Source organism: bacterium (assembly GCA_023150945.1).
Lineage (GTDB): Bacteria > Zhuqueibacterota > Zhuqueibacteria > Zhuqueibacterales > Zhuqueibacteraceae > Coneutiohabitans.
Genome location: JAKLJX010000006.1, coordinates 13,029 through 33,435, shown reverse-complemented (window position 1 = coordinate 33,435; position 20,407 = coordinate 13,029). Strand labels below are relative to the sequence as shown.

Genomic DNA, 20,407 nt, shown 5'->3' with positions numbered 1-20,407 from the left:
GCCGCTAGAACGAGGCGAGAGGATCACCGTTTTGTATGCGGCGATCGTCCTTCCGGCAATGGCCGCGGCCAGCTCAGGCAGCATGCGGCACCGTCGCCCATTGGCTGCCGTAGCGCCGGTGCACCATGTCGACAATGCGCCTGCTGAAGCAACCCAGGCAGTATTGCTGCTCACGGAGGGTGTGGCCGCAGGGCTGCCGGTGCAGTTCCGCGATCATTTGATGGAACAGCGAATCCCGGCTGAGCGAGCGTTGCATGAGCTGCGGCAGGTCGGGCGTTTCGGCGAAGCTGCCGCTCGCCAGCTCGCGATAGTCGGGCGCCTGCAACAGATCGCACGTGCCGAGCCAGTAGCCGTCGTAGCTCAAGCGCGCGCTGCGCCAAAAGTACTCCGGCACCATGCGCAGAATGAAATCGATTTCGGCTTTGCCGAAGCGCTGGCGAATGTAGAGCGAATGCAGTTCGTCTTCTTCGATTTGCTCCGGCTCCAGAATGCCGGCATAGAACAGAGGCAGGGTCTGATCGCCGTTGAGCAGGATCGAAAAGCGCATCTGCCGGTCAGCGAGATTTTCCGCCAGCAGGCGCAGCCGGGTGACGAAGGCCAGAAGATTGCTCGCCGCCAGCGAGGGCACGTGCTTGTCAACCGCAGCGATGACCGGCTCGAAGTAGAAATAACTCGAGAATGCCGAGAGATGCTTGATCATCTCGAGCACATCAAAAATGTTGTCGTTGCGCAGCACGGTCGAGCTGCCGACGCGGGTGGCGGGCAGCCGCTCTTGGGCGAGCTTGAAATTGGCCACGACGCGGTCGCGCGTGCCGGAACGAATGAGGTTATGGGATTCCCAGCCGTCGATCGAAATGTCGATGAAGTCAACCGGCGTTTGTGCGAGCCGATCGAGATGCAACGGCAGCGTGAGGCCGTTGGTGATCAACCCGATCTTGGCCTGGGGCGCGAAGCTGGCGCGACTGGCACTCGCGGCAGTAATCGCCAAGCTGAAGTTCTTCGACAGCGTCGGTTCCATGCCGCTGAAAGTCAAGACGCTGACCTGCATGCGCAGGGCCTGGCGGATGGCCTCCTCCAGCAATTCGGCGGACAGCGCCGGCCGGCTGCTCTTGGGATAGTTGTCGTGGTAGAAGCAATGATTGCAAGTGAGATTGCACGCTTTGTGAAGATCAATATCGAACCACGTCAACTTGGCGTTTTCCACCAACAAGCGGTGCAGCGGCCCCACGCCCTGCGCTGACACCAGCGCGGAATCCGGCGCCAGCAGCGCCTCCCAGGCTTCAAAGGTCGAGACGGACATGCGCGCTCACGAGGCCGTGGGTTGACTGGTTGCTTTGCGTTTTGCGCGGCTCTTGATCAACGGCCGAAGGTCTTTGAGTTCCGACTGAAGTTCATCCCTGCTCTCGCTGCCGGCGTCCTTGCCTTTCCTCAACGGGATGCCATCGTTGAGGATTCCGTACTTTGATCCTGCTGCACCTGGCATCTTAGAGCCCTTTCCGACCTGCTGGAGGGCATTCCTTTGCTAAGAAGCCTTCCTTGGCAAAACCTTGGTGATTGCGAGAAACAGAGACACCGGCTAAAGATGGCGGCTCTCCGATCTCCGTGATTGTGTCAGTTGAGGTCATTGCGTTTTCATCCTTTGGCTGGCTCCCCATACACGGCACAGCGGAGATGGAATAATGAAAAAACCACGGTGTGGCTCTTTCCGCATCCTTCGCACAGAACTGCAGAATGGGAAGGTAGGAAGCGACAGCGTGGCGTCAAAGGGCGGCTGTTTACGGTTATGTGGTATCGAATTGGTGGCCGGGCTCAGTAGCATGGCAATGGCTTCATTCGATACCTCGACCGGCGCAGCCTTCATGATTCGAGTCGAACGAACTTGAAACACGAATGCGCCTAAAAATACAAGTTCAATGGAGTCACTGCGTAAATCTTCGGTGATGATTTCTCTGTAAAATTTTTCAATGATAATGCTTCGGGCATTCCTACACAATTCTGTTCTTTCATGAGCAGGCAAAATCTTCTCGGCTCATTGTGACAACCTGTATGCTGATCTTGTGTCACAGGCAAGTGACGGGCATTGAACTGGTTTTTTTCGCCGCTCCTCTCCACACTTCCAGCAATTGAATTCTCCATTCGTTGTGACTTGATGGTAATAATTCGTGTATGAATCGATACGACGGCATCGTTCATCCCCAAATGATTGAGATGAACCCAGCCCATCCTCCGCAGTCAGCTTCTCATACGCCGGCATTGCACCCGCACGCTCTCCACGTCTGGCGCATTTCGCTCGATCAGCCCAGCTCGCTGCGCGACAGCCTGCAGGATGCGCTTTCCGCTGATGAGCGCGAGCGCGCCGACCGTTTCGTTTTTGCAAAAGACCGCGAACGCTTCGTGGTGGCGCGGGCGGCGCTGCGCGACATTATCAGCCGCTACTTGCACGTGGCCGCCGGCGACATTCGATTCGAGTACAGCGAATTCGGCAAGCCTGGCCTTGCACGACTGCATCAGAGCAATCTGCAATTCAATCTCTCTCATTCCAACGGCGTGGCGCTGCTCGCTCTCACTCTGACCCGCCGGCTCGGCATCGATGTCGAATTCCTCCGGCCGGTAAATGACTTCGAACAAATCGCCCGGCGCTTCTTTTCCGCCAACGAATCAGCGACGCTGTTTCGCCTGCCCGCAGCGCAACAGCCACTCGCATTCTTCACCTGCTGGACACGCAAGGAGGCTTACATCAAGGCGATCGGAGAAGGCCTTTCCCATCCGCTTGAGCATTTCGATGTTTCATTGGCGCCCGATCAGCCTGCTGCCCTGCTCGCCACCCGCCCGGATCCTGCAGAAGCCGCACGCTGGTCACTGCATAGCCTCACCGCCGGCGCGGGCTACGTCGCGGCGCTGGCTGCCGAAGGCCGCGATCACCAACTCTCCTGCTGGCAATGGCAGCCAACCGGCATTCCCCATCGTTTTTCTATTCACCCTCCCGAGGCACACCTCAACCGCTAGCCCAGGTTGAAAGCGCGCCCACAATTCCCGCAGTTGGGGCAGGTTGTTTTTATAGAAGTATATCTTGCGACGGTTAGGGCTGAGCAACGACGCGCTGCGGAAATTTGTGAGCGTCCCCGAGCAACCTGATCGACTTTCACCCTGCCTGATTCACTCGTGTGAATACACCGCACGGATGAACCGCAACCAAAATGACAAAACCTCACGCCCAGACGCGAAGAATACGTCAAGTTGCCTGCTTGCGCCAACTTTGCGATTCTGCGCTTTTGCGTGAGGGTACTGTTTGCAGACATTGAACGTGCAACAGACTGGTGCTCTGCTACCGTAGTTTCGTAGTCCTGCCCCCTTGTGGGGCATTGTTGCAACCGCGAATTCAGTGGCTTCGACAGCGACCCACAAGGGGTCGAGACTACAAAGAATTAGGGTGACAGTGCACTTGAAGAAGTGAATTGATCACACCAGCCTCATTTTCAGTGCTCGTGTGATTGGGTGTGCAGTGGACAACACCGCCTGAGCGATGACGACGACAGCCAATTCCTGGATCAACACTTTCACTCTCCGGCCGCAGGCGCGGCTGCGGTTGTTTTGTTTTCCTTATGCCGGCGGCAGCGCCGCGGTCTACCGGCCCTGGCTGAATCACCTGCCGGCGAGCGTGGAGCTTTGCGCGGTGGAACTGCCGGGGCGGGGCGCGCGCCTGCGGGAACGGCCCTTTCAGCAACTGGGGCCGTTGGCTCAGGCTGCCGCCGAAGGTCTGCTTCCTTTTTTGGATAAACCCTTTGCCGTTTTTGGCCACAGTCTCGGCGGCTTGCTTGCGTTCGAAGTCGTGCGGCTGCTGCGCCGGCGCGGTTGCGAGCCGCTGCATCTGTTTGTTTCATCGCGGCGCGCGCCGCATGCGCCGGAAAACGATCCGCCCATTCACCATCTGCCGGAATCCGCATTTGTCGCGGAGGTGGGTAATCGTTACAACGGCATTCCCAAAGCTGTGCGCGAGAGTCCCGAGTTGATGCAACTCATGCTGCCGGTGATGCGCGCGGATTTTGCCGTGTTCGAAAGCTACGTGTACGCGCCGGCGGAGCCGCTGGCATGTCCGATTTCCGTGTTTGGCGGCCGCGCCGACCAGCGCGTGGCGCAGGAGCATCTCGCCGGCTGGCGCGAACACACGCGCAGCACCTGCACCTTGCGCCTGTTCGAGGGCGGCCATTTCTATTGGCAGGATGAAGTAAACCGTGCCGCGCTGCTCGCCGCGATTGCACAAGAACTGAAAATCTATCTGGAAAAGTGAAGGCTAGATAGGCAAGTTACCCGCTTGAAGCCCTGCTATAAGCGGATTTCTACAATCTGCCAAACGCAAATTGGGGACAGTGATGTGATATGATCTATACCAGTTTCCAGGAGATTCCATTTCACAGTAGCAGTCCTGAGAGACTCAGGCAAATCTATGCGGTGCTTTATTTCATGAAGCACGGCTACGATCCTACCGATGCTATCAGGAAAGCGAAGAATCGTTTTCCTACAGTGAAGGACTATCAGACAATCCAGGATAAATGTACCAGGCAGTTTGCTGGAAATATGGAAACATTTGTCGCGTGGTATCACTCAGGCGAGATGCTCTCAAGGCTCGTTGAGACAAACCGACTTGACGCGCATGATTCACAAATATTCACTGAGTTGTTAAGTTGCAGGCACCCTGGCGGGCCCACTTACAATAATCGTCAAAAACCCGCAATCATCTGTCACCTCTCAGATTATGCGGCAGATGTCGATACGGCTTTCGAAATCGTTCTTGAGGAAATTGAGAGCGCGATAGAGAATCTCAATCACGATGGGGCTAAGGCTTTCGAATCGAGTGACTACGATTTGGTACAGACTCTTCGTCAAGCCGGACATCGAATGACTGAGTTTCGTGACAAAGTCTACGCTCTTCAAAAAGAGTGGAATTCCAGTTTCATTTCGGAAAGAACCCAGTTTTCGAAAAGCGAAAGACAGAGCAAACGGACTCAAAAGCTCAGTCAAGGCCTTCGAACTCGAGAAGATGAGCTTCGCATTCCCATACTTCGGGCTCTAACCAAGCTCGGGGGAGCCGCAGCCTCAGTTGATGTCTTAAGAGAAGTAAGAGAGTCAATGAAATCTGCTTTGAATGAGTACGATCTGGCCACCCTTCCGAGTTCGGGCATGCTTAGGTGGGAAAACGCAGCGCATTGGGCGCGCTATGAGATGGTCAAGGATGGATTGCTGGCGTCTGGCTCGCCAAGAGGTGTCTGGGAACTAACGCCCAAAGGCAAATCCTGGTTGGCCTATCAGAACGGCAACATCAATCTGTGAATCCAGAAGATTGGCAGGTTCGCTTGCCAATTCTTCCACAAACCAGACCGGATGAGTTCGGCCGTGCGATAAGACAAGTTCGAGCTTCACAATATGAGTCTATTGCAAAAGCACCCCCAAAGCAGCTCACCGCTGTCCCTTGAGGAGAACTAGCCATGGTCGTGGGGAAACCGCCGGCAACGGCGGCCGAGAACGTTTCGCTTACAAAGGCGCTCACCCTGTTGAATCGCCTGTTCACACATCACGAAACCGTCGAGGCGTTGCTGCAGCAGGCCGCGCAAATTGCAGTCGAACTGCTGCCGCTCGATCATTGCCGCATCGCCTTGTTCGCCGAAGACAGTGTCACGCTCGAGACGCGCGGCAGCTTCAGCCGCAATGGCGGCTACCCGGTGCGCACTTTGGCCGACGGCATTCTGGAAAACCTGAATCCCGGCGTACGCATGCAAAGCAGGGCTGAGGAGGCTGGTGATGATAACCTCGAATGGTCGGGCGAGCTAAAAGTCAACGGCCAGGTCATCGGCCATTTCTACGGCTGGCCGGAGGCCAGGCTCAGCGGGCTGGAGGCTGTTCGCCAGCGCGAAGCGTTTCTGGCATTGGGCGCCCAAATTGGCCGGGCGCTGGAAGCGCAGAAAACGCGGCACATGCTGGCTTCCCATTATACCATGCTCGCCTTGAGCCGGAACGCTGATGATTCCGCCAGTCAGGAGCCGCTGGGTTCCCATATCCTGGCGGCGGTCAAAAGTCCCGAAAAAGTGGCGGTAATCGTGGCGCGCTCCTTCTATCGCGATTTGCGCAAGGCCGGCTTTGAGCCCAAGCAGGTGCTGGTGGTGGCCTCGGAATTGATCGAGAATTTGAATCTGGCCTTGCGCCGCACCAAAGCCAAGACCGAAGAGGAACACGAATCCGATTAAGCCCGCACCATTCGACAGCGGTCCGAACCGGCGCGCGTCGAATTTCGCGACCGGCAAAATCGCCTGCCGTCGCGCACGCGCCCGACTGCAATTCGCACCCGGCCGTCAACGTGCCGTTCGATCCACTGAACGTTGGAGAACAAGATGAACGCCAATCCGCCTGAAGTTGAGATGCTTTTCAAAGTCGTCATCAATCACGAAGAACAGTATTCCATTTGGCCGGCGGACCGCGAGAATGCCCTGGGCTGGCGCGACGCCGGTCCCACCGGCACCAAGGCCGAGTGTCTGGAATACATTCAGCAGGTGTGGCAGGACATGAGGCCGCTCAGCTTGCGCCGGCTGATGGAAACCACCACACCCGCCTGAGGAATTCTCCAGTGAGGTTGCACGTGCGCCGCCACGCGCGCCTGTTTTTACCGCCAGGAATCGAGGGAATTTGCAGCGAGGATGATCATGACTGAACCCCGCGATGACATGCCGTCGTGCGTCGAGTTTGTCGCCGAGGAACCGACGGCGACTTCCGCGTTTTCGAATGAACCGATCGCCATCATCGGCATCGGTTGCCGTTTTCCCGGCGGCGCTCATTCGCCGGAAAAATTCTGGCAGCTCATCCGCGACGGCAGCGATGCCATTACCGAGATCCCGCCCGATCGCTTCGACATTGCGCGATTCTACGATACCCGGCCCGCCACGCCCGGCAAAGTCATCAGCAAGTGGGGCGGCTTTCTGCCGGACGTGGACAAGTTCGACGCCACTTTCTTCGGCATCTCGCCGCGCGAAGCCGAGCGCCTCGATCCGCAGCAACGCTTGCTGCTGGAAGCCTCGTGGGAAGCTCTGGAAAACGCCGGGCAAACACCCGAGCGTTTGGCCGACAGCCCCGCCGGCGTGTTCATCGGCATGTGGATCAATGATTTCGAGGATCGCCTGTTCGCGGATCCCGACAAGATCGATTTCTACATGACCACCGGCAGCGGCCGTTACACCGCCTCCGGCCGGCTGTCTTACATGCTCGGTCTGCGCGGCCCGAGCGTGACGCTGGATACCGCCTGCTCGTCCTCGCTGGTGGCAGTGCATCTCGCTTGTCAGAGTCTGCGCAGCGGCGAATGCCAGGTGGCGCTCGCCGGCGGCGCCAATGCGATTCTGCGGCCGCACATTAGCATTGCCTATTCGCAGTCGCAAATGCTCGCGCCTGACGGCCGCTGTAAATTCGGCGACGAACGCGCTGACGGCTACGTGCGCAGTGAAGGCGCGGGCATCATCGTGCTCAAGCGCTTGTCGCAGGCGCTGGCGGACAATGACCCCATCACCGCGCTGATTCTGGGCAGCGTGGTGAACAACGATGGCCGCAGCAGCGGCTCACTCGGCACGCCGGGCGTGGCCGGCCAGGAGGACATGCTGCGCCAGGCTTATCGCCGCGCCGGCATTGCTCCCGGCAGCGTGCATTACCTCGAAGCGCACGGCACCGGCACGCGCGCCGGTGATCCCGTGGAGTTGGAAGCCATCGGCAATGTGTTGGGCGCGGATCGTCCCGCCGGCCGTCCGATTTTCGTGGGATCGGTCAAGACCAACATCGGCCACACCGAAGGCGCAGCGGGAGTGGCAGGCTTGATCAAAGTTGCGCTCAGCCTGCAGCATCGCCTGATTCCCCGGTCACTCCATTTCGAGAAGCCCAATCCCAACATTCCCTGGAGCCGGTTGAACGTTGCCATTCCAGCCACCGCGCAGGATTTGTCCACAGTCGCAGGCCCGCTCTGCGGCGGCGTCAGCGCTTTTGGCATTTCAGGCACGAATGCGCACGTCGTCCTGCAGGAATGGCAGGGCCAGGTGACTGAGACGCCGGAGAAATCAGTGGCCGCGTCTGCTGCGGCCGCCGGCAACGGTGCTACGGCAACCGGCAGCAATTATCTGCTTCCGCTTTCGGCGAAGACACCGGAAGCACTTGTCGATTTGGCGCGCGCCTACAAAGAGCATCTTGCCGCCACGGCTGACCCGCTGCCGGAGATTTGCAGCACCGCCGGCTTGCGCCGCGTGCCTCATGAGCAACGCCTGGCCGTGGCTGCGAGCAGCACGGCTGAAATGGTTGACAAGCTCGAAGGCTTTCTGCAGGGGGAAAAACGGCCGGGACTGGTGAGCGGCAGCAAAGAATCGGAAGAAAAGCGCAAGATCGTCTTCGTCTTTCCCGGCCAGGGTTCGCAATGGCTGGGCATGGCGCGCGGCTTGTTGGTGCGGGAGCCGTCGTTCCGCGCGAGTATGCAGCAGTGTGAAACGGCCTTGCGCCAATACGTCGATTGGTCGCTGCTCGAACAGCTCGCGTTGGCAGAAAGCGACAGCCGCTATCGGCTCAACCAAATCGACGTGATTCAACCCACTTTGTTTTCGATTCAGGTTTCACTCGCGGCGTTGTGGCGCGCGTGGGGCATCACGCCGGAGGCGGTGGTCGGCCACAGCATGGGAGAAGTGGCGGCCACGCATGTCGCCGGCGCTTTGAGCCTGGAGGAGGCCAGCCGCATCATTTGCCGCCGCAGCCAACTGTTGCGCCGCACCAGCGGCAAAGGCGCGATGGCCGTGGTCGAATTGACCATTGCCGAGGCCGGCAAAGCGATTCAAGGTTATGAAGACAAGCTCTCGATTGCGGTCAGCAACAGCTCGCGCTCGACCGTGCTCTCCGGCGATCCGGCCGCGCTCGACGCAGTGATTGCGCAATTGGAGAAGCGGGAAGTCTTCTGCCGCCGCATCAAAGTGGACGTGGCTTCCCACAGCCCGCAGATGGATCCCTTGCGCGAAGATCTGCTCGCGGCCATTCAAGGTTTGCAGCCACAGCCCGCCGGCGTGACCATCTGCTCGACGGTCACCGGCGACTTCATCCCCGGCGAGCGCCTCGACGAAAAATACTGGGTCAATAATCTGCGCCAGCCGGTGCTGTTTTCCACCGCGGTGCGCCGCCTGCGCGAGAGCGGCCACGACATTTTTATTGAGATCAGCGCGCATCCGTTGCTGCTGCCCGCCATTCAACAAGAGTTGCAGCAACTCGAGTTGAGCGCCACCACCCTGCCCTCCATGCGCCGCGACGAAGATGAGCAGCTCGTGATGCTGGAAGCGCTCGGCGGGCTTTATGTTCTCGGCCATCCTCTGGACTGGCGCCGGTTGCTACCGCAGGGCTGCCGGGCCGTGCGCTTGCCGAACTATCCCTGGCAGCGCGAACGGCACTGGATCGACGAGCGGCCGTCAGCGAACGGCCGTCGTGTGGCCCTGGCTGCGGGCTCGGGCACGCATCCGCTGCTGGGCGGCAGATTTCAATCGGCCCAGGACGGCACCAGCTTTTGGGAGAATGAGATCAGCACGCAGCTTCTGCCTTATCTTGCCGACCATCGCGTGCACGGCATGGCGGTGCTGCCGGCCGCGGCTTATGTTGAAATGGCGCTCGCGGCGGCGCGCGCAGCCTTCGGCGAAAGTCCGGCAGTGATCGAAAAAATCGTCTTTCACGAAGCACTGTTTGTGCCCAACGAGCCGCCGCTGCGTTTGCAGGCCATTCTCTCTCCCACCATGCCGGGATTGGCCTCGTTTCAAGTGTTGAGCCGGGCTGATCATGAAAAAGCCGTGTGGAAAGTGCATGCCACCGCCACGCTGAGTCTGCGTCCGGAAATTTCGGCTGGGGTGCAAGATCCGCCCGCCGCCCGGCGCGACCGCCTGAACGGTAGTGTGACTGCCGCCTCGCATTTTGCGGCGCAGGCCCGGCGCGGTTTGCACTACGGCCCTCGCTTTCAAGGCCTCCGCGAGTTGTGGCAGGCAGCGGGTGAAGTTCTGAGCCGGTTGGAATTGCCTTCTGACTTATCCGCGGAGACGGCGGCGTATCGCATTCATCCGGCGCTGTTGGATGCCTGCTTCCAAACGCTGTTGGCAGCCGCTGCTGACGACGCCAAAACCTACTTGCCGGTGCAACTCGCGAGTCTGCGCTGGCGGCAAGCGCCGGAGACGGCTCAGCCTCTGTGGGCGCATGCGATTCGCGCCACCAACGGCAAGGCCGATGAAATCGCCGGCGACGTGTTCCTGCTCGATGAATCCGGCAAGGTGTTGCTCGAAGCGCGCGGCTTGCGGCTGCAGGGTTTGCAGAATGAAACCCAGACCGTGCGCAGCGACTGGTTTCACCGCTTGGTTTGGCGCGAACTCCCGCTGGCCGCGGCGCCTGCCACCAATGGCAACGCGGCGGGTTTGCAGTGGCTGCTCTTTGCGGATCAATCCGGCGCGGGCCGGCGCCTGGCGTCGTTGCTGCATGAACGCGGCGCCGCGGTCACCCTGGTTACTGCCGGGCCGGCATTCCGCCGGAGGAAGCCGGATCACTTCGAGATCGATCCGGCCGCGCGTGCAGATTACCAGCGTCTGCTCAGCGAAGCTGCGGCGGACTGGCATGGCATCGTGCATCTGTGGAGCCTGGATGCGGCGGAATCGCCCGAGCCGATGGCAGCGCTCAACGCGGCGCAGGAAACGGGATGCCTGAGTGTGATGTATCTGGTGCAGGCGCTCGGCGAGGCGGAGTTGAGGCAAAATCCACGGCTGTGGCTGGTCACTGCCGGCGCGCAAGCGGTCGCAGAAGCGGCACCGCCATCGGCCATTGCGCAATCGCCATTATGGGGACTCGGTGCGGTGATCGCCAACGAACATCCGGAATTCAAATGCACGCGCCTCGATCTCGCAGCGGTGCGAGCTGCCGCCGGTGCGGCGCAAACCGCTTTCGATCTCACCCCGCTGTTGCAGGAACTACTCGCCGGCGCTGCCGAAGATCAAGTCGCATTCCGCAACGGCAAGCGTTACGCCGTGCGTCTGGTGAAATTGGATTTGGCAACCGGGCCGGATTCAACCAGTGACTCTGTTCCAGAAATCGAGAAGGCGCCGGCACAACCCGGTCAGGGTTTTCGCGTCGAAATCTCCCGGCCCGGCATTTTGGATCATCTGCTGCTGCGAGCTGCGCCCCGCCGTGCGCCCGGCCCCGATGAGATTGAAATTCAAGTGCGGGCGGCGGGCCTCAATTTCCTCGACGTGATGAAAGCGCTGGGAGTCTATCCCGGACTGGATCCGGACGCGCCGGTTGCGCTGGGCGGCGAATGCGCGGGCATCGTCTGTGCGGTGGGTGAAGGCGTTGCCAACTTCGCGATCGGTGACGAAGTGATGGCGATCACACCGTCATTCATTCACACTTCGTTGCTGGCTTCGTTTGTGACGGTGCCGGCCAGGCTGGCAGTGCCCAAACCGGCGCATTTGAGTTTTGCTGAAGCCGCGGCGATTCCCGCGGTGTTTCTGACGGCTCATTATGCTTTGCATCATCTCGGCCGCATGAGCGCCGGCGAGCGCGTGTTGATTCATTCCGCGGCCGGCGGCGTGGGTTTGGCGGCCCTGCAACTCGCGCAGGCCGCCGGCTGTGAAGTTTTTGCGACGGCCGGCACCGCCGAAAAACGCGCCTTTCTGCAGAGCCGCGGCGTTGCCCACGTGTTCGACTCACGCACGCTGGATTTCGCCGATGAGATCAGGCAGGTCACCACGGCGGCGCCGGAGGGAGAGGGCGGTGCCGGCGTGGATCTGGTGCTGAACTCGCTGGCCGGCGAAGCCATTCCCCAGAGCTTGAATTTGTTGCGCGCCTACGGCCGTTTTCTGGAAATCGGCAAGCGTGACATCTATCAAAACAGCCGCCTCGGACTCGAACCGTTCAAGAACAATCTCGCCTACTTTGCCATCGATCTCGCGGCGGTGATCAGCGACCGGCCCAAGCTGATCGCAGCGCTGCTGGCTGAGTTGGGGCAAATGTTCGAAGCCCGCCGTCTGCAGCCGCTGCCGGTGCAGGTGTTTTCGATTACCGCAGCAACGGAAGCGTTTCGCACGCTGGCGCAGGGCCGGCACATCGGCAAGATTGTTCTGTCCTGCGAAGAGCAAAACGTGCCAATCGCGCCGGAAGCCGCAAAGCCGCGCTGGTTGGATGAGCAGGCCACGTATCTCATCACCGGCGGCTTGGGCGGCCTCGGCCTGACGCTGGCGCAATGGCTGGTCGAGCAGGGCGCCCGTTCGTTGATGTTGTTGGGAAGAAAAGCCCCCACGGCCACAGCGCAAGCCGCACTTGCCACGCTGGAGGCGAACGGTGCGCGCGTGCACGTGGCGCAGGCTGATGTGAGTCAGGCTGATGAAGTCGAGCGCGTGTTCGCGCAGATTCGGCAAACGCTGCCGCCGCTCAAAGGGGTGTTTCACGCGGCAGGTCTGCTGGCAGACAGCACGCTGGCGCAAATGACGGCCGCGCGCTTTGCGGAAGCGTTGCGGCCCAAGGTGCAGGGCGCGTGGCATCTGCATCGGCTCACACTCGAGGAGAAGCTCGATCATTTCGTGCTGTTCTCCTCGGTGGCGGCGCTGTTGGGCACCACCGGGCAGGCCAACTACGCGGCTGCCAACGCGTTCATGGATAGTCTGGCGCATTATCGCCGCAGCCTCGGCCTGCCGGCAATCAGCATCAACTGGGGGCCGTGGTCGCAAGTCGGCCTGGCGGCGGCGCAAACGAATCGCGGCGAGCGTTTGGAAAGCCGCGGGCTTGGCAGCCTCGCGCCGGCGCAGGGTCTCGCGGCGCTGGCGGCCCTGCTCGCCGCCAACCCGGCGCAGGCCGCGGTGATGCCGTTTGATTTCGCGCAGTGGCGGCAGTTTCATCCGGCCGCTGCTCAGGCTTCGTTGCTGGCGGATTTCGTGCACGCGCAGCCGGCGGAGCCGGCGCCCGCAGCCGCAAGCGTGAAGCCGGCGAATCTCAAAGAACAACTGCGCAATCTCGAACCCGGGCGCAAGCGCCGCACGCTGCTGGAGTCGCATCTGCAGGAACAAGTCGCGCAAGTGCTCAAACTCAAACCCGCAGTGGTGACCTTGAGCAAGCCGCTGCGCACGCTGGGCATGGATTCGCTGATGGCGCTCGAGCTGCGTAATCGCCTGGAGCGCAGCCTCGGCCTCACCCTGCCCGCCACCACCTTTTTCAATTACCCGACGGTTGCGGCCCTGACCAAGCATCTGGCGGAGAAAATGGAAATTTCACTGGAGATCGACATGAAGTCGCAAGAAACCGAAACCAAGTCCTCCAAATCTGAAGCAAGCCCGCTCTCGTTCGAAGACACGCAAGACATCGGAAAGATTCTGGACGAATTGGAACAGCTTTCGGAAGAGGAAGCCAGAAAGATTCTGACGAAGTGAACGCCGCGCTTGGTTGGAATTCAAGGTTTCGTCATTGCCCGGTTTGGTGGCCGCGCCGCCTACCGCTGTCATCGCCTGACCCCACATCACGAACTGCAACGGGAACTTGTTGATGGAAGACCTCTCCACGCGCATTGCCAACCTGACGCCCGAAAAACGCGCTCTGCTGGAAAAGCGATTAAAAGAAAAGTCCGAGAAAAAAGAACCGCTCGCGCCGGAGCCGCTTGCCGTGATCGGCATGAGCTGCCGTTTCCCCGGCGGCGCCAACGGCACCGCGGCCTTCTGGCATCTGCTGAAGAACGGCGTCGATGCCATCCGGGAAGTGCCGGAAGAGCGCTGGCCGGTGGCGGCCCACTTCGATCCCACCCCCGCCACGCCCGAAAAGATGAACACCCGCTGGGGCGGATTCATTGACGGCGTCGATCAATTCGACGCCAACTTTTTCGGCATCTCCCCGCGGGAAGCCGCGCAAATGGACCCGCAACAGCGCCTGCTGCTGGAAGTGGCCTGGGAGGCGCTGGAACAGAGCGGCCAGACGCTGCCGGAGTTGCGCGGCAGTGCCACCGGCGTGTTCGTCGGCATTCACAGCCACAGCAGTGAATACGCCATGATGCAACTCGCCGACCCGGCTGCCGTCGGCACGTACACCAGCACTGGCACCGCGCACAGCGTCGTGGCAAACCGCATTTCCTACTGGTTCGATTTGCGCGGGCCCAGCATCGCGCTGGACACCGCCTGCTCTTCCTCGCTGGTGGCGACCCATCTTGCCTGCCAGAGTCTGCGCCAGCACGAATGCCGCCTGGCGCTGGCCGGCGGCGTGAATCTCATGCTCGCGCCTGAATTCACCATTGCGCTGTCGCAGATGAACATGATGGCCGCGGACGGCCGTTGCAAAACCTTCGATGCCAGCGCCGATGGTTTCGTGCGCGGCGAAGGCTGCGGTGTGGTCGTGCTCAAGCGGCTGGCAGACGCGCTCGCCGACGGCGACCCGATTCTGGCGTTGATCCGCGGCAGCGCGGTCAATCAGGACGGCAGCACCAACGGCATCACCGCACCCAATGCACTGTCGCAGCAGGAAGTGATTCGCGCCGCGTTGCAGAATGCCGGCGTGGCGCCCGAGGAGATCGGCTACGTCGAAACGCACGGCACCGGCACCATTCTCGGCGATCCCATCGAAATCGAAGCGCTCACCGCGGTGATCGGCCAGCCGCGGCCGCAGCAATTGCCCTGCGTGCTCGGCTCAGTGAAAGCGAATCTCGGCCATCTGGAAGGCGCGGCCGGCATTGCCGGACTCATCAAAACCGTGCTGTGTTTGCACCATGGCGAGATTCCGCCGCAGCTTCATTTCAATCAGCTCAACCCGCACATCACGCTGGCCAACACGCCCTTTGTCATTCACCGCAAGGGCTGCCCCTGGCCCGCCGCGGAGAGAAAACTCGCGGGTGTCAGCTCCTTCGGTTTCGGCGGCACCAATGCGCACCTCGTGCTGGAAGCATGGCGCGCAGAGCAGGAGGAAGAAAAAGAAAATGCGACTCCTGATTCCGAAGCGAGCTACTTGCTGCCGCTTTCAGCGCGCAGTCCCGAAGCATTGCGCGTCTTGGTGGAATCCTATCGCCGTTTCTTGCCCGAAGCAGATTGCGCGCTCGCTGATTTGGCTTACACTGCCGGCGTACGCCGCACACATCATGAGCACCGTGTGGCAGTTGCCGGCCGTTCCCTGCGCGAGATGGCGCAGAAGCTCGCGGCTTATGCCGCCGGAGAGGAAAGCCCCGGTGTGATGGCCGCGACTCGCAAGCCCGCCGATCGGCAGCCGCCGTTGGCATTCGTGTTTTCCGGACAAGGCCCGAATTGGTTCGGCGTGGGCCGGCAATTGCTCGCGCAGGAGCCGGTCTTTCGTGCCAAGATGGAAGCCTGCGACACCGTACTGCGCCAGCTCGCCGGCTGGTCTTTGCTGGAGGAATTGCAGCGCGAGGAATCCCACTCCCGCCTCGAAGACGCAGAGATTGCCCAGCCCGCGTTTTGCGCGATGCAGATCAGTCTGGCGGCACTGTGGCAGTCGTGGGGCATCGTTCCTGATGCGGTGATCGGTCACAGCGTCGGCGAAATCGCGGCCGCGCACGTGGCCGGCGCGCTCACGCTCGCAGAAGCGCTGACAGTGGTGTATCATCGCGGCCGGCTGCTGCAACGCGAAACCGGCCGCGGCAAAATGGCTTCGGTGGAGTTGTCGCCGGAAGAGATGCAGAAAATGCTCGCCGGCTACGAAGACCGTCTCGCGATCGCCTCGATCAACAGTCCCAATGCCGTGGTCATTTCCGGCGATGCCGCCGCGCTGGACGAAATGGCGCGCCTGCTGGCACAGCGCGAAATCTCCTGCCGCCAGCTCACGGTCAAGTTCGCCTCGCACAGCCCGCAGATGGAGCCTTACCGTTTTGAATTGACCAAGCTGCTGCAGGGCTTGAAGCCGCAATCGGCAACGATGCCGATGATTTCAACCGTGACGGCCGAGCCCATCGCCGGCGACTTTCTCGATGCCGGCTATTGGGGCCGCAACGTGCGCGCCACGGTGCGCTTCGCCGAAGGCATTGCCCGCCTGCTGCAGGATGATTTCCGCGCCTTCGTGGAAATCAGCCCGCATCCTGTCATCGCCGGCGCGATCAGCCAGTGCGCGCATGATCGCCAGAAAGAGGCCGTGGTGGTGAGTTCGCTGCGCCGCGGACAAGAAGATCGCGCCATGCTGCTGGCGGCACTGGGCACGCTTTACGTGCACGGCTACGAGGTGAATTGGAAAGCGCTGCACGCCGCGGCCGGCAAGGTCGTGGCACTGCCCGGTTATCCCTGGCAGCACCAGCGTTACTGGCTCGAAGCACGCAAACCATCCGGCCGCCGCACGAGCGCGCAGCGGAGCGGCAGCCCGGTGCGTGCCGTGCAGCCGCTGCTGGGCGAGCGCGTGTTTTCGCCGCTTCCCATTTTCGAGGCAGTATTCAATTTTGCCGAACTGCCTTTTCTCGAAGATCATCGCGTGGCCGGCGCCGGCATTGTGCCGGCTGCGGTTTATTTGGAAATGGTGCGCGCCGCGGCCGCAGAGGTTTTGGGCGAAGGCCCGCATGCGATCACCGGCATGAGCATTCACGCGGCGCTGGTCTTGCCGGAGTCCGGCGAGGTCACGCTGCAGCTCGTTCTCACGCCGCAACCGGCGGATTCGTATTCGTTTCAAATCTTCAGCCTGGCCGGCGCAGCGCAGTCTCCCGCGCATGCGTGGCTATTGCATGCCGCGGGCAGTATCGCTGCGGTTGATGATGCGAAATCTGCCCGGACCGAATCGTTGGCGCCGGCTGATTTGCAAACGCGTTTGGCGGAGTCCCTCAGCGGCGAAGCCTTCTATGAAAAACTGCGGGCGCAGGACTTTCACTTCGGCCCGCGTTTTCGCGGTCTGCGCCAGCTTTGGCTGGGAAAAGAGGAAGCGCTCGGACGCGTCGAATTGCCGGAGGCGCTGTCACCGGAAACGGGTAACTATTTCATCCATCCGGCGCTGTTGGATGCCGGGCTGCAAACGCTCGCGGCGCTGCTGCCCGACACCGGTCCGCTGCCGGAGCCGGTATTGATGGTCAACCTCGGCCGGTTTCAAATGCTCCGCCGTCCCGGCGCGTTGTTGTGGAGCCATGCCGTGCTGCGGCCGGAGGACAGCCAGACCGCCGGTGTCTTGCACGGCGAAGTTCATCTCTATTCCGAAACCGGCGAGTTGATCGCAGCCGCAGAGAATTTGCTGCTGAAACGCGTGCCGCGCGGTTTGTTGCGCCGCGAGCCGCCCGCCTTCAAATCCAACTGGCTGTACGAGATGAGCTGGCAACTCATGCCGCCTTCGCAGCCGCCGCCTGCTGAAGAAACGCCGGCTCCGGTGATTTCGCCGGCTGAGATCATGACCAGCCTGCGGCCGGCAGTGGCAGAAACGGCAGCGCAACACGGCCTCACACAATTCGCCGATCTCGCGCCTCATCTCGAAAGCTTGAGTTTGATGTACGTGCTGCACGCCTTTCATCTGTTGGGATGGGATTGCAGGGCCGGCGAGGAATTCACTGCTCTTGCCCTGTTCGAGAAACTGAAGATCGCTCCCCTGCAGCAACGCCTGGCCAAGCGCATGCTGGACATGCTGGTCGAAGACGGCCTGCTCACGCCGGCGAGCGGCGGCGGCTATCAAGTGGCGGCCACCACCACGGCCATGGATCCGCAGTGGTATTTGCAGGAATTGCTGAAGGAGAATCCGGCTTGCGCCACGGAGCTGAAGCTGCTGAGCCAATGCGGCGACCAGCTCGCTGAAGTCTTGTGCGGCAAGCTCGATCCGTTGACGTTGTTGTTTCCCGCCGAAGAAGAAGCTTCCGCGGAAAAACTGTACCGTGATTCCGCATTTGCCAAAACGGCCAACGTGCTGGCGCATCAGACGCTGGCGGCCACAGTGGCGCAGTGGCCGGCGGACCGCAAGATTCGCGTGCTGGAGATCGGTGCGGGCACCGGCGGCACCACGGCTTTTGTGCTGGGCGCACTGCCGCCGGACCGAATCGAGTATGTGTTTACCGACGTCTCGCAACTCTTTCTCAACGCGGCTGCAGAGAAGTTTCGCGGCCATGCCGGCATGCGCTATCAGTTGCTGGATATCGAAAAGGATCCGGCAGCGCAGGGTTTTGCCGGCCGGCAGTTCGACTTCATTCTCGCGGCCAACGTGCTGCACGCCACCGCGGATTTGCGTCAGACCCTGCGACATCTCAAAGCGCTGCTGGCTGCGCAGGGATTGTTACTCCTGCTGGAAGGCACGGTGCAGCAGCGCTGGATCGATCTCATTTTCGGAATGACTGAAGGCTGGTGGCGTTTCCGCGATCATGATTTGCGGCCGGCGCATCCACTGCTTTCGGAATTTCAGTGGCAGGATCTGCTGGCACAATCCGGTTTTGAACAGACGGCGACGCTCGCTGAAGTCGACGGCTTGCACAAGCAGGCGGTATTGCTGGCGCGCGGCCCACGGGTCAAATCGGAAGCGAGCTGGTTGATCTTCGCGGATACCGGCGGCGTGGGCCGGCAGCTCGCCGAATATCTGGCCGCCCGCAATCAGGAGGCGCGGCTGGTGATTGCCGGCGCAGGTTTCGAAGCGCTGGGCGAAGCGGGCTTCCGTGTCAATCCCGCGAACGGCGCTGACTTCAAACAGCTCCTGCGCGAAACGCCGGCGCAACAACGCCGGGTGGTTTATCTCTGGGGAATGAATGCCACGCCGCTCGCCGCGACTGCGCTCGAACAAGCGGAGGCTGAGCAAGCCATGAGCTGTGGCGGCCTGCTGCATCTCGTGCAGGCTTTGGCGGAGGAACAACCGGCAGCAGCGGCGAAGTTGTGGGTGATCACCGCCGGCGCGCAACCGGCAGGCGAACTGACCGGCGGCCTCGCCGCTCAGCAGGCGCCCTTGTGGGGAATGACCCGGGTGATTGCGCTCGAACATCCCGAGTTTTGGGGCGGCGCGATCGACGTGGATCCCAAGGCCGGCGCGGCGGCGATTGCACCGCAGCTTTGGCTGGAGATGACCGCCGCTGCGGAAGAAGACCAGATTGCGTGGCGCGGAGACCAACGTTACGTGGCGCGTCTCACGCGCCGGCTGCTTGCCGATGATTCAACAGCGAATGCCGCGGCCAACGGTCGCAGCCGGCCGGTTATTCATTCCGATGCCAGCTACTTGATTACCGGCGGTTTTGGCGGCCTGGGTTTGCTGCTGGCCAAATGGCTGGTGGAACAAGGCGGCCGGCATTTGTTTCTCCTCAGCCGCCGCGGTTTGCCGGAGCGCGCAAGCTGGCCCAGTTTGACCAAAGACAGCGAAGTGGCGCAGCAGGTGGAAGCCATTCGCGAGCTGGAAGCCTTGGGCGCGCAAGTGACACCGCTCGCCGCTGATGTCAGCGACCTGGCGCAGATGTCCGCTCTGTTTGCACGTTTCGGAACCGAAGCTCCGCCCCTACGTGGCCTCCTGCATGCGGCCGCCGTGATTCACCTGCAATCCCTGCGCGAGACCACACTCGAAAAATTCCAGGCTGCGCTGCGACCCAAGCTGTACGGCACGTGGGTGCTGCACCATTTGACCCAAAAGCAGGCGCTGGATTTCTTCGTGCTGTTTTCCTCGACGACTGCCCTGCTCGGCGCCAGCGCCATGGCGGACTACGCGGCCGCCAATCAGTTCCTCGATGCCTGCGCGCATGCGCGCCGCCATTCAGGATTGCCGGCGCTCAGCATCAACTGGGGCACGTGGGAGAAAATGCGTTTGTTCTCGACCGCCGAGCAGGAGATGGCCGCACGTTCCGGTTTGCGGCCCATGCCGGCGGAGTCAGCGCTGGCAACGCTGCAGCATGTGCTGGCGTCTGATCTGCCGCAAATCGCGATTGCCGATGTCGATTGGAGCACGCTCAAATCCGCGTACGAGGCCAGACGGCGACGGCCTTTCCTCGACGGCATGACGGACGCGGCGCCGGCGGTGGAAAGCAAGCCGGCCACAGGCAAGATCGATATTCTCACGCAATTGCAGCAGACGCCGCCCGACGATCGCCAGGAGGTGTTGCTGCAATTCGTACAAACCCAGGCCGCGCGTGTGCTGGGGATCGCGTCCGCGCAGGGCCTCGATCCGGCGCGCGGCTTCTTCGAGATGGGCATGGACTCGCTCACTTCGGTGGAATTGCGCCGTCGCCTGGAGAGCAGCTTCGGCGAGTCGCTGCCGAGCACGCTGACTTTCAACTATCCCAATGTCGCCGCGCTAACGGATTATCTTGCGCAGCGTGTGCTGCGCTGGGAGCAACCTGAGCCTGCCGCCGCCACCGCCACGCCGGCGAACGGCAGCGCGGCTGCGCCGGCGAACGAGGCCGGGCAGGATGATTTCTCCGAGGAAGAGTTGGTGGCGATGCTGGCCGCCAAGCTGCAAAAGGCATGATGATTCAAAAAGGATG

9 protein-coding genes are annotated in these 20,407 nt (G+C 61.3%); 7 read left to right on the top strand and 2 right to left on the bottom strand.

Going from position 1 to position 20,407, the window contains the following annotated elements; translation table 11 throughout:
- Nucleotides 1-73 precede the first annotated feature (73 nt).
- Together L6R21_09685 and L6R21_09680 are read right to left on the bottom strand one after the other, a co-directional pair.
- The gene (locus L6R21_09685; GenBank protein MCK6559457.1) at nt 74-1,300 is read right to left on the bottom strand and encodes a radical SAM protein; all 1,227 of its coding nucleotides are present in this window, start codon (nt 1,298-1,300) and stop codon (nt 74-76) included.
- Between the two features lie 321 nt (nt 1,301-1,621).
- Nucleotides 1,622-2,017 (bottom strand): hypothetical protein, encoded by a 396-nt coding sequence (locus tag L6R21_09680; GenBank protein ID MCK6559456.1) that lies wholly within the window; start codon nt 2,015-2,017, stop codon nt 1,622-1,624.
- Nucleotides 2,018-2,166: 149 nt separating this feature from the next.
- Between L6R21_09680 and L6R21_09675 the strand changes: the two genes are divergently transcribed.
- From L6R21_09675 to L6R21_09645, 7 genes are all read left to right on the top strand, one after another.
- A complete protein-coding gene (locus L6R21_09675) occupies nt 2,167-3,006 on the top strand; it encodes a 4'-phosphopantetheinyl transferase superfamily protein (GenBank protein MCK6559455.1) in 840 nt (279 codons plus the stop codon).
- Between the two features lie 517 nt (nt 3,007-3,523).
- Nucleotides 3,524-4,288: an alpha/beta fold hydrolase gene (locus L6R21_09670; protein MCK6559454.1), complete on the top strand. Its 765-nt coding sequence runs from the start codon at nt 3,524-3,526 to the stop codon at nt 4,286-4,288.
- A gap of 89 nt (nt 4,289-4,377) precedes the next feature.
- Nucleotides 4,378-5,328: a winged helix-turn-helix domain-containing protein gene (locus L6R21_09665; protein MCK6559453.1), complete on the top strand. Its 951-nt coding sequence runs from the start codon at nt 4,378-4,380 to the stop codon at nt 5,326-5,328.
- A gap of 155 nt (nt 5,329-5,483) precedes the next feature.
- Nucleotides 5,484-6,239, top strand: a complete 756-nt coding sequence (locus L6R21_09660) for a hypothetical protein (GenBank protein ID MCK6559452.1) — start codon at nt 5,484-5,486, stop codon at nt 6,237-6,239.
- Between the two features lie 144 nt (nt 6,240-6,383).
- Entirely contained in the window at nt 6,384-6,605 is a 222-nt protein-coding gene (locus L6R21_09655; protein ID MCK6559451.1) for an MbtH family protein, read from the top strand.
- Nucleotides 6,606-6,692: 87 nt separating this feature from the next.
- Nucleotides 6,693-13,445: a type I polyketide synthase gene (locus L6R21_09650; protein ID MCK6559450.1), complete on the top strand. Its 6,753-nt coding sequence runs from the start codon at nt 6,693-6,695 to the stop codon at nt 13,443-13,445.
- A gap of 112 nt (nt 13,446-13,557) precedes the next feature.
- Entirely contained in the window at nt 13,558-20,391 is a 6,834-nt protein-coding gene (locus L6R21_09645; protein MCK6559449.1) for a type I polyketide synthase, read from the top strand.
- The last annotated feature ends 16 nt before the right edge of the window (nt 20,392-20,407 follow it).